The following is a 13,383-nucleotide window of genomic DNA, read 5'->3' on the forward strand; positions in this document are numbered from 1 at the left end:
GCTGAGGCCGAATGGGGGTCAAGCTAGGGGCTGACACCCGCAGCGTTGGATTATTCCAGGTCCTGCTTGCCTCAACGAGTGGTATCAGCCATGGTCCGGGGCATGACACCCGATCTCGATCGCCAGGAAGCGCTGCAATCCCTCCCTGTTTCACGTGAAACAGTTGGAGACTTGGATCTCTATGTCGAGGCACTGCAGCGCTGGCAGAAAATCAAGAACCTGGTGGCGCCATCGACCCTTTCTCAGATCTGGAGCCGGCATATCGCTGATAGCGCGCAATTGCTTCCCTTACTCGGCGATGCCAGGACGGTTGTCGATTTCGGCAGTGGCGCGGGCTTCCCGGGCATGGTTCTGGCGATTGCGAACAAGGCTGTTCCGGGTTTCCGCGTGCATCTGGTCGAGTCAAACGGCCGCAAGGCGTCCTTCTTGCGCGAGGTGGCGCGGATAACCCATGCGCCCGCGACCGTGCATGCGATGCGGATCGAGGATTTCGTTTCGAACTGGCAGGGCCGGGCGGATCTGGTCACGGCCCGCGCCTTGGCGTCGTTACCCGAATTGCTCGATTACAGCGCGGAGCTGTTGAAAACGGGGGCCCGGGCTCTGTTTCTCAAGGGTCAAGATGTAGAGCAGGAATTGACCCAAGCAACCAAATATTGGAATATCCAGGCGCAATTGATACCGAGCCTTACTGACTCGGCCGGGCGAATTGTTTCGATCAACACCGCGACAAAGCACCCGGACGAGTGACATTTAGATACCGTTTCCACGCTTTAGGCTGCAGGAAAGATGGGTGCCATGACGTTGCCGCGTATTCTCGCTATTGCCAACCAGAAGGGTGGGGTGGGCAAGACCACGACGGCCATTAATCTCGGCACGGCGCTCGCCGCCATTGGCGAGGATGTGCTGATCATCGATCTGGATCCCCAGGGCAACGCTTCAACGGGCCTGGGCATCGGCATGAAGCAGCGCGTAAGAACCACTTACGACGTGATGGTAGGCGATTGCGATTTGCGGGCGGCGATCGTCGAAACTGTGGTGCCGCGCCTGCATATCGCACCGTCCAATATGGACCTGCTCGGTGTCGAACTTGAAATCGCCGGTGAGCGCGACCGCGCGTTCCGTCTGCGCAAGGCCATTCACGCCCTGGCTTCGTCAGGTGATGTCCCCTGCTCCTATGTCTTGGTGGACTGCCCACCCTCACTCAATCTTCTCACCGTGAATGCGATGGCAGCTGCCGATGCTGTGCTGGTTCCCCTGCAATGCGAATTCTTCGCACTGGAAGGGCTGTCGCAGCTGCTGCGTACGGTGGATCAGGTACGCAACTCGCTGAATCCGCATCTCAGCATTCACGGCATCGTGCTGACCATGTATGACGCCCGTAACAATCTTTCCGGGCAGGTCATGGCAGATGTCCGCGAATTCCTGGGGGAGAAAGTTTACCAGACGGTGATTCCGCGCAATGTTCGCGTGTCGGAAGCCCCTTCCTATGGCAAGCCGTCGCTGCTCTACGATCTCAAATGCCCGGGCAGCCAGGCCTATGTTCGTCTCGCCTCCGAAGTGATTCAACGCGAGAAATTGCTGCGTGCCGCGTAAGGAACGACCATGACTTCTGACGATAAAATGCGCCCAAGGCTTGGACGCGGCTTGGCCGCCCTGATCGGCGATGCAGGTGATGAAGGCGCGGCGATCGAGCGGGCACGCGGCCAGCGTCGGGTGCCGACGGGTTTCCTGCGGCCCAATCCCAAGAATCCCCGTCAGAATTTCAGCGAGGAAGAACTCGAAGATCTCGCCAATTCCGTTCGAGAGAAGGGTATCATCCAGCCCATCCTGGTTCGTGCCGTCGCAGGCAGCATGGATGCCTACGAGATCATCGCCGGGGAGCGGCGGTGGCGCGCCGCACAGCGCGCCGAACTTCATGATGTACCCGTAACGATCGTCGAGGCATCCGACAAGGAGGCGCTTGAACTTGCCATCATCGAGAACGTCCAGCGGGCTGACCTCAACGCCATCGAAGAAGCGATCGGCTATGACCGCCTGATCGAGGAATTCTCCTATTCTCAGAATGATCTCGCCAAGGTGATCGGTAAGAGCCGCAGCCATGTGGCCAACACGCTGCGTCTGCTCAAGCTTCCCGATACGATCAAAGCCAATGTGGTCAATGGCAAATTGACGGCGGGGCATGCTCGCGCGCTCCTGTCAGTTTCCGATCCCGAAAGTGTCGCCCGGCTGATCATCGATGAGAACATGTCGGTGCGCGATGCCGAGAGCATCGTGCAGGATCAGTCACAAAGTGCCGGCAAGACGTTGAGGGCTCGCAGCCGTGTCGAGAAAGATCCCGATACCATCGCCCTGGAGCGAACGATCTCGGACGTTCTCGGTCTCAAGGTCGTGCTCGATCATCGTGGCGATGGCGGCGAGCTGAAGATTCGCTACAAATCGCTCGAGCAGCTCGACGATCTCTGCCGCCGGCTACGTGGCTAGAGGTTTTGCCATCCGGCGAGTCGAAAGGCGATAGCGGAGAACATGCGGGACCAGGCTGAACAGAGCCGGGGCGCGACCCTAGCACCCGAGAGGGCATGGGGCCGGAGAGAGCGGCTTCGCTTCTCGCCTCGAAATCACCGCCCGGCCGCATATTATCACCGGCGAGACGCCTCATCTCAGGCGTAGCGGCCACCCCCATCGAGTGCCATTTTTCATGCAGATCACGCTGACAACCTGGAATATCAATTCGGTCCGCCTGCGCATGGGGCTGGTGGAGCGGTTCGTGAGGGAGAAGAACCCGGACATCCTGTGTCTGCAGGAAACCAAGGTCGAGGACGGCAAGTTTCCCCTCAACGATGTGCGCAAGCTCGGCTTCGAGCATATCGCCTTCAACGGCCAGAAGGGCTATCACGGCGTGGCGATCTTCTCGCGCTTGCCTTTCGAAACGGTCGACAAGCGCGAGTTCTGCCAGAAGGGAGATGCGCGTCATATCTCGATCCGGCTCGGGGCCGCAGCCGGACTGAAGCAGCCCCTCACCGTTCACAATTTCTACGTGCCGGCGGGCGGGGACATTCCCGATCGCGAGCTCAATCCGAAGTTCGGGCACAAGCTCGATTTTCTCGCGGAGATGCATGCCTGGTTTGCCGGCGACTTTCCCCAGGCCAATGGTCGTGCTCTGCTGGTGGGGGATTTGAACATCGCACCTTTCGAGCATGATGTCTGGAGCCACAAGCAGCTTCTCGACGTCGTCTCGCATACGCCGGTGGAAACCGAGGCGATGAAGGCGATGATCGCCGTCGGGGGCTGGATCGACCTGATGCGTGAATTCACGCCCGAACCGGCCAAGCTCTACACATGGTGGAGCTATCGCGCCGCCGACTGGATCGCCTCCAATCGCGGCCGGCGACTCGATCATATCTGGGCAAGCCCCGGCCTGGCCGGCACAGCCCGGGCAATCGAGATTCTCAGCGAAGCCCGTGGCTGGGAGAAGCCTTCCGATCACGTACCCGTCACCGGCGTCTTCGAAATCGACTGACAGCATTTGGGGAAGCACCTGATGAGCTCTTCTCGGACGCTGTTCTCGTCCGCCCTTCGAGGCGGGGGCTAATTGGCTGGCAGGAGCGGACAAGGACGTCCTGTGGCGCGGTTCTGTCCGCCTCGACATGGTTGACAGAAAACTAAGCCGGCAAGGTAACGTAGGGCGCCCGCCGTTAATCCCCGCAGAAAGTGCAGCCGAACCCTGAACGAATCACCGACGAATCGGCAAGGGCCCAGGCTTTTCCCAGTGGTCGCGCGATCGAGCGATACTGGCCCCGCGGACGTAAAGTAGCACACCGGAACGCTGCAAATGGGCATTCCCGCTTCGATTCCGTGCGGAATGTACCAAAAGCGCTACCTGGCGGGGGAGATGGCCGGTTCTCCGCCGAGTGGACACAAGCCAATCGATAGTCGGCTAAAAAGAGCGCGGACCCGGCCCCGCCGACGACCAAATCCCAACTGTGCCGGGATCGACGCACCCGAGCTTAACCTCGCTGTCCCGCTTCGGGACAGCCCTATACGTTTCAGTCTGCGTCGCCGCCAAAGCGGGAGGCGGTGAGGGTCAGACGGCCGATCTGGGTGCCGATGATGATCTTGAACGGAGCGAGCACATGGGTCTCGCCGATCGGCGCCAACCATAGTTCGATATCGCGATTATCGACCATGAACTTGGTCTGGGAGCGCGAAGGCCGGTGCCCTGCGATCGGCACATAGCGCGCCGAGCAGACGATGGCGGGGCCGGCATAGCCCTTGCCGCTGACCTGCTCGGTACGGGCATAGGAGAGCTTGATGTCGAAACGCTGCGCGCCGTCGAACACCGGAAGCGAGCGCCGGCATGCCGAGGCATCCAGGACCGCGCCGCCGTTGACGGGGACCAGCACGGCGGAAAGCGGGTCGATCACGCCATGCTTGTCGGCGTCCGTGAGCGGCACGCGATCCTTGCGCGGCGGCAGGTCTGGCTGCAGCTGGAGGGCGGTAACATTGCCGCCTGCGAGCGCCATCTGCACGGATTGCGGCTTCTTGCCCGCCACGGAGGTGAGGGTATAGGCCGTCGGCCGAACCTGGCTGGAACCGAGCTTTCCCGACGAGGAGGCCGAGCCGCGCCCGTCACTGATCAGCCGGATCAGACCGCCTACCTTGGCGGAGGCGTCGATCTTGTAGGGGCCGCCATCGCTCAGATTGATGGCGAGATTCGCCGTGCCGATGGGGAAGCCCGCAAGGGTGACACCGTAGTTTATCGCTGTCCTGGTACTGGCTGCCACCGCCAGGGAAGGCGCCAGGCCGGCGGCGATCAAGAGGCTGGCGCCGAGCGCCGATCGAAAGAAATGCGATATCGTCACGCCGGTCTCCGGGAGCCGCTTATGGCGACGGATCCGAATTCGGGTTCGGGGCCCGGCGCCATAGGTTGTTGTCGTCGCGTCATTCTCGCCGAAAACGGCGTCCACTTTTCGGCAGGAGGCTGCAGTCGGCGAGTCCGTCATGCGCATGGAATCTTCCACATACATTCTAACAAGGTAAACGTTGCGTAAATCTTGCCGATGCCATTGCTGCCGAAGCTATCTTGGCGCCCATTGGCTGAATGGCCGATGAATCAGAGATGGCGCAATTGTGTCATGAGGAGCGCGGGCATCCGGATCGCCCTCCTGCCGCCGCTCGGCCCGTTCCAAAATGCGGACATCGCGACATGCAATCATAGGCTGAGACGTACGCCGTTCGGTGAAACGCCCGCTGGCGCCGCCTACAAAGCCGTCGCCGTCAGCTCCCGGCCTTGGTGCGCCTCGATCCGCACACGCATGAAGCTGCCCGCGGCATCCGGCCTGTCGGGACGCACGGCCGCGAACTGCGTGGTGCGGCCAATGCCGCCGCGTTCCATCAGGATCTCGCGGGTCTCGCCGATCTCGCCGCCAAGAAAGCGTGCCATCGCTCGGTCGCCGGCCTCCCGCAGGCGGGCGGCGCGCTGTTTCACTTCGGTCCCGTCGACGGGCGGCATGCGCGCCGCCGGCGTGCCGGGGCGGGGCGAGAAAGGGAAGGCATGCAGATAGGTGATGCCGCACTCCTCGATGAGATCGAGTGAACGGGTGAACATCGCCTCGTCCTCGGTGGGAAAGCCGGCGATCAAATCGGCTCCGAATACGATGTCGGGCCGAAGGCGCCGGGCCTCGGCGCAGAAGCGGATCGCATCCTGGCGCAAATGCCGGCGTTTCATGCGCTTGAGAATGAGATCGTCGCCGGCCTGCAGGGACAGATGCAGATGCGGCATCAGCCGATCTTCCTCGGCCAGGGCCCGCATCAGATCGGAATCGGCCTCGATCGAATCGATGGAGGACAGGCGCAGGCGCGGCAGTTCCGGCACCTCGCGCAGAATGCGGCGCACCAGCGTGCCCAGGGGCAGGGGATCGGCGAGATCGGGGCCATAGCTGGTGAGGTCCACCCCGGTCAGCACGATCTCCTTGTAACCGGCCTCGACCAGGCGGCGGATCTGCGCGATCACCGTCTGCGGGGGCAGGGAGCGCGAATTGCCGCGGCCGAAGGGAATGATGCAGAAGGTGCAGCGGTGGTCGCAGCCATTCTGAATCTGCACGAAGCCGCGTGCCCGGCCCTCGAAGCGCTCGATCTCGGGCAGGGCGATGTCGTCGGCCGCCATGATGTCGGAGGGTACGAGCTTGCCCGAAATCTCGCTCAGGGATGCCCAGGTCCGGGCCTTCAGCTTTTCGGCATTGCCGACCACGAAGTCGACTTCCGGCATGGCGGTGAAACGGCTCGCATCGGTCTGCGCCGCGCAGCCGGTGACGGCGATCTGCCGTTCCGGGTTCTCGCGCTTGAGCCGGCGGATGGTCTGCCTGGCTTGGCGCGCCGCCTCGGCCGTCACCGCACAGGAATTGACCACGGTCAGATCGTCACGCGAGCCGATGGCCGTCTTCATCGCCTCGGATTCGTGAATGTTGAGGCGGCAGCCGAAGGTGACGATCTCGGTCATGCCGCGTCGGCGAACCAGGAGGCCGCGAAGCGGCCTTCATGCTCGAGTGCCGCCGCACCGGTCATCAGCACGTGGCCATCGGCCTCGCGCCATTCGATCCGGAGGTCGCCACCCGGCAGGCTGATGCGGGTCTTTCGTCCGGTGAGACCAAGCCGCGCCGCAGCCACGCCGGTGGCGCACGCGGCCGAGCCGCAGGCGCGGGTGAGGCCGGCACCGCGCTCCCACACGCGCAACACGATCTGGCTGTTGTCGCGCACCTGGGCGATCGAGACATTCACCCGCTCGGGGAACAGGGGATCATGCTCGATGGCCGGGCCGATGGCCGCGAGGTCGATCTCGGCGGGGTCCCGGTCGATCCAGAACACCGCATGGGGATTGCCCATGCTCACCACGCTCGGCGATTGCAGGAGGGGAGCCTCGGCCGCGCCATAGGCATAGTCGATCGCCCTGGTGTCGCCGGCGTCGCGGGCCAGGGGTATCGCCTGCCAGTCCAGGGCCGGCGGGCCCATATCGACGGTAAAGTTGTCGGCGGCGAAATCCGCTCCCGCGCGCCGGGCCTCGACCAGGCTGGTCGGCGTCTGCAGCATCAGTTGGTCCTTGCCGAGCACCGGCATCAGATACCAGGATACGCAGCGCGTGCCGTTGCCGCAGGCGCCGGACTGGGAACCGTCACTGTTGAAGATGCGCATGAAGGCGTCTGTTCCCGCCTGCTGCGGCGGATAAAGCACCATCAGCTGGTCGAACGGCTCATGCGCAGCAATGGCGCGGGCCTCCGCCGGCGTGACGGCATGCGACCCATCGGTGAGATCGAGCACGACGATTTCGTTGCCGATGCCGTTCATCTTCAGATAGGGGCGGTTGGCGAGGCCAGACATGGTGCTTCCGAGTGGTTGAAGGCCCTTGATATAGGGCAAAAGCCCCTGCGAACCAATGGGGTGCCGCTCAGCCCGTGGCATGCCCGAGTTCGAGACGCAGAATCGGCCGCTCCGGCGTCGGAGAGGGGACAGGCCGGAAACCGAGCCGTTCGAAGGTGGTCATGAAGCCCGTGGAGGATGAGGAAGGCGACATGCGTCGGTCGATCGGATAGGCCTCGATGATGGTGGCGCCGCCGCTGCGCCCGAAGTCGATCGCCTCCTTGACCGGGTGGGAAGCGACGCCCTGCCGCCGGACGTCCTTGGCGACGTAGAGACAGGAAATCGACCAGACCGGCTTGCGGTCCGGAGATCGCAGCCGCCAGACGCGGTCGATATGGGGGATGGAACGGCGCGGCCCGATCTGGCACCAGCCAACAGGGTCCGCGGCGACAAAGGCCAGCAGGCCCGGCGGCGGTCCAGCCTCGACCACGGCCCGGAAGGCGTCGCGATTCTGGGCGCCTGCCTGCCGGCGATAGAGGCTCCCGATCCGCCAATACATGCACCAGCAGCCGGATTTTGCACCCTTCTCGCCGAAGAGGGTCTCGAAGGCGGGCCAAAGTCCGGCGGTAAGGGGGCGGGTGGTCAGCTCCATGCGCAGGTCTCCTTCCCGGGGCATCCAACCATGATCGTTCGAGGGCAGTCGGCTTACGGCGCGCCCGTCCGGCTGCCGCCTTATTCTGCATTATGGTCGCGGCTCCCAATTCGGAGCGATTCGCCATGCCTTCGGCCTTCTTCATCCGCGACCTGCTGCCGTCCCTGCCATCGGGAAAAGAATGGCTGGCGGTCAGCCACGGCGAGTCGGGCGACAGCGTCTATCGCCGCAGCGATGGGGCAGCCTTCGCCAAAATATCACAGGACCGGGGCGCCTTGGCTCTGGAAGGGGAACGTCGACCGATCGAGTGGCTGAGCCGCTTCGATCTCGGCTCGCCGCAGATGCTCGATTGGCGCATAGGGGAGGAGGGTGCCTGCCTCATCACCAGCGCGGTGCCCGGCGTGCCGGCAAGCGACCTCGATGGCCGCCAACTGTTGCAGGCCTGGCCGTCGATCGCGGCGCGGATCGGCGCGCTGCATGCGCTGGCGGCGGAGGATTGTCCGTTCGAACGCGGCCTGTCGACCATGCTGGCGCGCGCGGCCGACGTGGTGTCGCGCGGCGCCGTCAATCCGGATTTCCTGCGGCCGGAGCAGCAGGAGACGGATCCGGCCGATCTCCTTCTTGCGCTGGAAGCAGAGCGTGAAAAACGCCTGGCGGAAGAGGCCGGGGATCGCGTCGTCTGCCACGGCGATGCCTGCATGCCGAATTTCATGGTCGATCCCGCCACGCTGCGCTGCACCGGCATGATCGATCTCGGCCGTCTCGGCACGGCAGATCGCTATGTCGATCTTGCGCTGATGCTGGCCAACGCCGGCGAGAGCTGGTCCGGCCCGGATCAGGCGCAAGCGGCCTTCGCCAGCCTGTTCGAGGTACTCGGGCTGGAGCGGCCGGACCGGGAGAGGCTCGACTTCTATCTAAGCCTCGATCCGCTGACCTGGGGCTGAGACCCGCCTGGGGCTGAGGCCGGCAGGCATTCGCGATAGACCGCGAAGGTCTCCTCGACCACGCGGTCCAGGGTCATGCGCGCGGCATTGGCGCTTGCGCGGCTCTTGGCCCCCGCCAGGGCTCCCGGGGTGGTGAGCAGGGAGACCAGGGCCTCGGCCAGGCGGGTGGGATCATCGGGCGGCACCAGCAGGCCGGCCTTGCCGCCATCAAGCATTTCCGGCACGCCGCCGACATCGGAGGCGACGATGGCGCAGCCCGCTTCGCTGGCTTCGGACAGGACCAGCCCGGCCGGCTCGGCCAGCGACGGCAGCACGAAGACATCAGCTCCCCTGAAGAAAGGCCGCGGGTCGTCCCAGCCACCATGGAAGGTGATCGCTGCCGCGCATGGCATGGCCGCTGCCATGGCTTCGTATTCGGCGCGATGCGGTCCGTCGCCGACGAAATGGAGCGAGGCTTCGGGCACCGCCCTGGCGACGCGCTCGAAGGCCTGCAGGAGAACGGGGGCGCCCTTGCGCGGGTGCAGGCCGCCGACATAGAGGATCGACGGCGTACTCAGGGCCGCGGGCGGGCCGGCCGGTGCCGAGAGGCGCGGCGAGCCGATATTCCCGTTCAGCACGGTGCGGATGCGGGAAGCGGGGATACCGCGCCGGGCCATCGAACGGGCGACGGCATCGCTCACCGCAATGACCCGCCGGCCGACGCCCATCGCGACGGCGCTGCGCGCAAACTCGTTGTGAACGGTGGTGATCAGCGGCACGCCGGCCGCCTTGCAGGCCGGCCAGCACAGCACGGCGCTCGTCATCATATGGGCATGCACGATGTCGAAAGGGCGGGAACGCAGCAGCCGGGTCAGAGCGGCGACCGCACGCAGCGCGACCAGGGGCTTCTGGCGCTGGTCGATCCTGATGACCTCCACGCCGTGGGCGGCCAGCAAGGCGTCGAAGTCACCGTCGCCGCTGGCGATGGCCACCTCATGCCCGAGCTGCGCCTGCATGCAGGCGAGATCGATGGTGAGGTGCACGTGCCCGTTGAGGCGACGCGTATGATTCAGGACATGAAGGATGCGCAAGGCCGGCTCTCGTTGGAAGTTGCAAACGCCAAACGGTTCATTGTCGATGCGGCTTGCGAAGAGCCCGTCGCCATGGAGTGGTTGCGTCGCCGGGGCCGACTGCGATGGCAAGGTCCCTCCGTCAAGTTTCAACACGCGAAACAGGCGGCAGCATGGCCAAGACGATGCGAGAATAATCCACAAAAGCGCGGCGCAAGCCACTTGGCAAAAGGGATGGGGCTCCCTCCCTTTTTGATATCCGTCGAATGGGTATCTGTCGGCTGGAGGCGCCATTGTCTAGAAAAGCCCGCTGGCCCGCCCTGCGGGGCCGGTGTCGCCGCGGCGTTGCCATGCTTCGGCGGGGCGCTCGAGCCGGAATCATCGCGCGCCATGATGTGGTACTGTCCCCTCAGCGGAACCGGGCGCGCATCTCTTGCGCGAGCGGGCCCATTCCGGAAGGTTTTCCCTCGGCCGGAATACAGGTTCTCCCGCGGCGTGACGCGATTTCGAATGCCGCAGGCCCGGGCCGAGGCTAGGAGTGAGGGCAGGGTGCGTTTCCGCCGAAACGGGCCTGTGGGGCAGACAGAAAGGGCCTGGCGTGAGTTTGGAACCCATCGGCGTCTTCTTCATTCTGCTCGGGATCATGGTCCTGAGGCGGGGCCCGGTTTTCGGCGTCTCCATGCTCATCCTGTCGATGATCTTCGGTTCTTCCGCCGCGCTGATCCTGGCGGGCACCACGATCCAACCGGCCCATTTGCTGCTGGGCTTCACGGCGGCATCCGTCCTGACGCGCCCGGGCATCTGGTCGGTCGTCACGGCGCGGCTCACCTTTCCGCGTGAGGGCTTCTGGTTCGTCGCCACCGCGGCTGTCGGCATCGTCGGCGCCTTCATCCTGCCGCGCTTCTTCGCCGGTGCGGCCTATGTGGCCGCCATCGGCGCCACCGATGGCCCTTCTGCGCCAATTCTGGTGCCGCTTTCTCCCACCACCGGCAATCTGACGCAGAGCGTCTATTTCATCGGCGACATCGTCTGCTTTCTGGTCTGCTATATCGTCGCCCGGACCAGGGAAGGCCTGGAAGCCGTCACCAAGGCGGCCCTGGCCTATTGCGCCCTCAATATCTTCTTCGCGGTCGTCGATCTCGCCACCTTCTGGACGGGAACCGCCTTCCTGCTCGATTTCATGCGCAACGCCACCTACACCATTCACGACGATACGGTGGTCAACGGCCTCAAGCGCATCAATGGCTCCTTCACCGAGGCCGCGGCCTTCGCCTCCTCGTCGATGTGGGCCGGCAGCTTTGCCTTCCGGCTCTGGCTCGGCAATATCCGTCCCCAGCTCACCTTCTGGCTGGCAATGATCAATATGCTGCTGGTGATCTTCTGCACCTCTACCAGCGGCTATGTCGCCTTGCCGGTGGTGCTGGCAATCATCTATGCCGAATCCCTGCTGCGCCTGGTGCGCGGCGGGCCACTGCCCCGCAGCGTCTATGCCTATCTCGCCTTCGCACCCCTGTTGCTAGCCGTGATCACCGCAGCCGTACTGCTTACGCCCTCCTTGGCGGAAACGATTTACGGCATGATGCAGGACTTCGTGCTGAACAAGGGCACGAGCCAGTCGGCGGCGGAGCGCGGCATGTGGAACCAGACGGCGCTCGAAACATTCTTCGCGACCTACGGGCTGGGAGCCGGCATCGGCACGGTGCGCGCCTCCAGCTTCCCGCTGGCGGTTCTGGCCAATCTCGGCGCCATCGGTGCGCTCACCTACGGCATCTTCATCCTGATGGTGCTGTTCAAGCCGGCGATCCGCCCTCTCGACTGGGCGACGATTCAGGTGCGTGCCGCCGTGCGGATCGGCTGCCTCGTCGGCCTGATCATGGCGACGATCTCGGGTACCCTGATCGATCTCGGACTGCCCTTCTACATGCTGGCCGGCATTGCCTGCGCCACCTGCGATCTCGAAACGGGGGCCAGGAAGCAGACGGCGGAGACCGTCCGGCCGGCCAGAGCCGAGGTCATGGGTTAGAGATCACCGGTTAGAGATCAGGGGGTGATGGCGACCGCGTCCGGATCCTTGGAATAGATGCGGATATAGTCGATCAGCATGTCATAGTGGCCGCTTTCCGGAACAGTGATCGGCCAGCCGCCGCCCATGGCCAGATTGAACATCCAGAAGAAGCGGTCGACGCTGTCGGCCCGCAACAGCGAAACCGTCTGGACCAGCTTGCCGTCGAGAAAAGCGGAAACCTTGTCGTCTTCCACCAGATAGCCATAGGTGTGGAAGTCGGCGCTCAGGTCGGGAAGCTTCCGCGACATGGCGGGGGAGGAGGTCTTGTTCCCCCAATTGTGGACGATGGTGTGGAAGATGGTCATGTCGACGCCATAGGCTTCCAGCCCGTCGATCTCGATGGAACCGAGCGGATCGCCCTCAGGGGTCTGCGATTTCAGATTGAGGGCCCAGTTGGCCGGCCACACGCCCTTTCCGGCTGGGAATTTCTGGCGGATCTCGACATAGCCGCGCCGAAACGCGGCGCTGGGCGGTTTTCCGTTCGGAAAAGCCGTGCTGATCATGCCGGAATACCATTTGCGCTTCCAGCCGGTGGGATCGGCAAAGTCGGCCTTGTGGTTGGCCCGGATCCGCAGCTTGCCGTCCGCCATCTGGTAGACCTGGCCGAACAGTTCGGCGTCCGCCTGGCTGGCCGTGACGAAATAGCTGTCGGACCCCCATTGCTCGCCCTTGGGATTGGTGCCGATATGCCATTTGTCGCGGTCGAGTTCGGTACCGTCGAACTCGTCCTTGAAGATGAGCTTGTAGCCGCTGAGATCCGGCACGGCCTGCCCCCATGCCGGTGCGGCGAACAGGCTCAGGGCGGGAAGAGCCAGGAACAGGCGCCGGGTGATGGGGCTCATGGGTACGAATTCCTTTCAGGCTCGCGGATGCCCCATCGACGGAGCGTTGCAACGGGCTGCGGATGTGTGATGATTGGGAGCCGCCGGTCTTTGCCGGGCTGCGCGAGGATAGCCCAGAGGCCGTGGCGCGGGCCACCTCCCAAAAGGGGGGAGTCACTCCCTTTTGGCGATCCTTCGAATGGATAGCTGTCAGCCTGCGAGGCCTTTGCATAAAATGGCTGTCGCTGGTAGCAGCCGTCATGATCGGCGGTCATCCGCGGCTTGACCGGCCGCAGCTTGTTTTGATGCTCGACCTGGGAGATGCACGTCCAGGTCGAGATTTTTTTAACTCAGTGATGAAAGGCCTCGGTCGTCGCGCCGTGACATTCACGTTCCATATAATCCAACCTCGATGATGATCCCGATCGCACACCCTCACTGGCGGCGCGGTGCCTTGAGCGCCGGCTTCGAAACTGCCCGGCCCCCACGAGGGCGGGGAGCA

The 13,383-nt window shown here is 64.0% G+C and carries 12 protein-coding genes; 6 read left to right on the plus strand and 6 right to left on the minus strand.

Annotated features, from left to right (window positions below; all coding sequences use genetic code 11):
- The first annotated feature begins 102 nt into the window (after positions 1-102).
- From rsmG to xth, 4 genes are all read left to right on the plus strand, one after another.
- On the plus strand, positions 103-747 hold the full coding sequence (gene rsmG / locus C5L14_RS05030; protein WP_105861324.1) for a 16S rRNA (guanine(527)-N(7))-methyltransferase RsmG: 645 nt from the start codon (positions 103-105) through the stop codon (positions 745-747).
- Between the two features lie 39 nt (positions 748-786).
- Positions 787-1,593: a ParA family protein gene (locus C5L14_RS05035; protein ID WP_105860953.1), complete on the plus strand. Its 807-nt coding sequence runs from the start codon at positions 787-789 to the stop codon at positions 1,591-1,593.
- Positions 1,594-1,602: 9 nt separating this feature from the next.
- The gene (locus C5L14_RS05040; protein WP_105860954.1) at positions 1,603-2,481 is read left to right on the plus strand and encodes a ParB/RepB/Spo0J family partition protein; all 879 of its coding nucleotides are present in this window, start codon (positions 1,603-1,605) and stop codon (positions 2,479-2,481) included.
- A gap of 214 nt (positions 2,482-2,695) precedes the next feature.
- The gene (gene xth, locus C5L14_RS05045) at positions 2,696-3,517 is read left to right on the plus strand and encodes an exodeoxyribonuclease III (RefSeq protein WP_105860955.1); all 822 of its coding nucleotides are present in this window, start codon (positions 2,696-2,698) and stop codon (positions 3,515-3,517) included.
- A 526-nt stretch (positions 3,518-4,043) separates the two neighbouring features.
- On the opposite strand, the gene C5L14_RS05050 is transcribed toward xth, so the two are convergent.
- The 4 genes from C5L14_RS05050 to C5L14_RS05065 form a co-directional block, all read right to left on the minus strand.
- The gene (locus tag C5L14_RS05050; RefSeq protein WP_181161028.1) at positions 4,044-4,859 is read right to left on the minus strand and encodes a DUF3108 domain-containing protein; all 816 of its coding nucleotides are present in this window, start codon (positions 4,857-4,859) and stop codon (positions 4,044-4,046) included.
- Positions 4,860-5,257: 398 nt separating this feature from the next.
- Positions 5,258-6,496, minus strand: a complete 1,239-nt coding sequence (mtaB, locus tag C5L14_RS05055) for a tRNA (N(6)-L-threonylcarbamoyladenosine(37)-C(2))-methylthiotransferase MtaB (protein WP_105860957.1) — start codon at positions 6,494-6,496, stop codon at positions 5,258-5,260.
- Positions 6,493-7,371, minus strand: a complete 879-nt coding sequence (gene dapF, locus C5L14_RS05060) for a diaminopimelate epimerase (protein ID WP_105860958.1) — start codon at positions 7,369-7,371, stop codon at positions 6,493-6,495. Before dapF ends, mtaB begins: the two co-directional genes overlap by 4 nt.
- Positions 7,372-7,438: 67 nt before the next feature.
- Positions 7,439-8,002: a GNAT family N-acetyltransferase gene (locus tag C5L14_RS05065; RefSeq protein ID WP_181161029.1), complete on the minus strand. Its 564-nt coding sequence runs from the start codon at positions 8,000-8,002 to the stop codon at positions 7,439-7,441.
- Between the two features lie 125 nt (positions 8,003-8,127).
- On the opposite strand from C5L14_RS05065, the gene C5L14_RS05070 reads away from it, so the two are divergent.
- Positions 8,128-8,946 (plus strand): APH(3'') family aminoglycoside O-phosphotransferase, encoded by an 819-nt coding sequence (locus tag C5L14_RS05070; RefSeq protein ID WP_105861325.1) that lies wholly within the window; start codon positions 8,128-8,130, stop codon positions 8,944-8,946.
- On the opposite strand, the gene C5L14_RS05075 is transcribed toward C5L14_RS05070, so the two are convergent.
- A complete protein-coding gene (locus tag C5L14_RS05075; RefSeq protein WP_105860960.1) occupies positions 8,913-10,016 on the minus strand; it encodes a glycosyltransferase family 4 protein in 1,104 nt (367 codons plus the stop codon). The two genes, C5L14_RS05070 and C5L14_RS05075, sit on opposite strands and share 34 nt — an antisense overlap.
- Positions 10,017-10,593: 577 nt before the next feature.
- Here C5L14_RS05075 and C5L14_RS05080 point away from each other — a divergent pair.
- Positions 10,594-12,018 (plus strand): hypothetical protein, encoded by a 1,425-nt coding sequence (locus tag C5L14_RS05080; RefSeq protein ID WP_146126839.1) that lies wholly within the window; start codon positions 10,594-10,596, stop codon positions 12,016-12,018.
- A gap of 17 nt (positions 12,019-12,035) precedes the next feature.
- Here the strand turns inward: C5L14_RS05080 and C5L14_RS05085 are convergent, their stop codons facing one another.
- The gene (locus C5L14_RS05085; protein ID WP_105860962.1) at positions 12,036-12,902 is read right to left on the minus strand and encodes a glycoside hydrolase family 16 protein; all 867 of its coding nucleotides are present in this window, start codon (positions 12,900-12,902) and stop codon (positions 12,036-12,038) included.
- Positions 12,903-13,383 lie beyond the last annotated feature (481 nt).

The sequence above is a fragment of the Labrys okinawensis genome, from assembly GCF_002982075.1.
Lineage (GTDB): Bacteria > Pseudomonadota > Alphaproteobacteria > Rhizobiales > Labraceae > Labrys > Labrys okinawensis_A.

What these genes read in the sequence shown, in the direction of transcription:
- rsmG (WP_105861324.1), top strand. Translation starts at nt 103, where the DNA reads ATGACACCCGATCTCGATCGCCAGGAAGCGCTGCAATCCCTCCCTGTT.
- C5L14_RS05035 (WP_105860953.1), top strand. Translation starts at nt 787, where the DNA reads ATGGGTGCCATGACGTTGCCGCGTATTCTCGCTATTGCCAACCAGAAG.
- C5L14_RS05040 (WP_105860954.1), top strand. Translation starts at nt 1,603, where the DNA reads ATGACTTCTGACGATAAAATGCGCCCAAGGCTTGGACGCGGCTTGGCC.
- xth (WP_105860955.1), top strand. Translation starts at nt 2,696, where the DNA reads ATGCAGATCACGCTGACAACCTGGAATATCAATTCGGTCCGCCTGCGC.
- mtaB (WP_105860957.1), bottom strand. Translation starts at nt 6,496, where the DNA reads ATGACCGAGATCGTCACCTTCGGCTGCCGCCTCAACATTCACGAATCC.
- dapF (WP_105860958.1), bottom strand. Translation starts at nt 7,371, where the DNA reads ATGTCTGGCCTCGCCAACCGCCCCTATCTGAAGATGAACGGCATCGGC.
- C5L14_RS05065 (WP_181161029.1), bottom strand. Translation starts at nt 8,002, where the DNA reads ATGGAGCTGACCACCCGCCCCCTTACCGCCGGACTTTGGCCCGCCTTC.
- C5L14_RS05070 (WP_105861325.1), top strand. Translation starts at nt 8,128, where the DNA reads ATGCCTTCGGCCTTCTTCATCCGCGACCTGCTGCCGTCCCTGCCATCG.
- C5L14_RS05085 (WP_105860962.1), bottom strand. Translation starts at nt 12,902, where the DNA reads ATGAGCCCCATCACCCGGCGCCTGTTCCTGGCTCTTCCCGCCCTGAGC.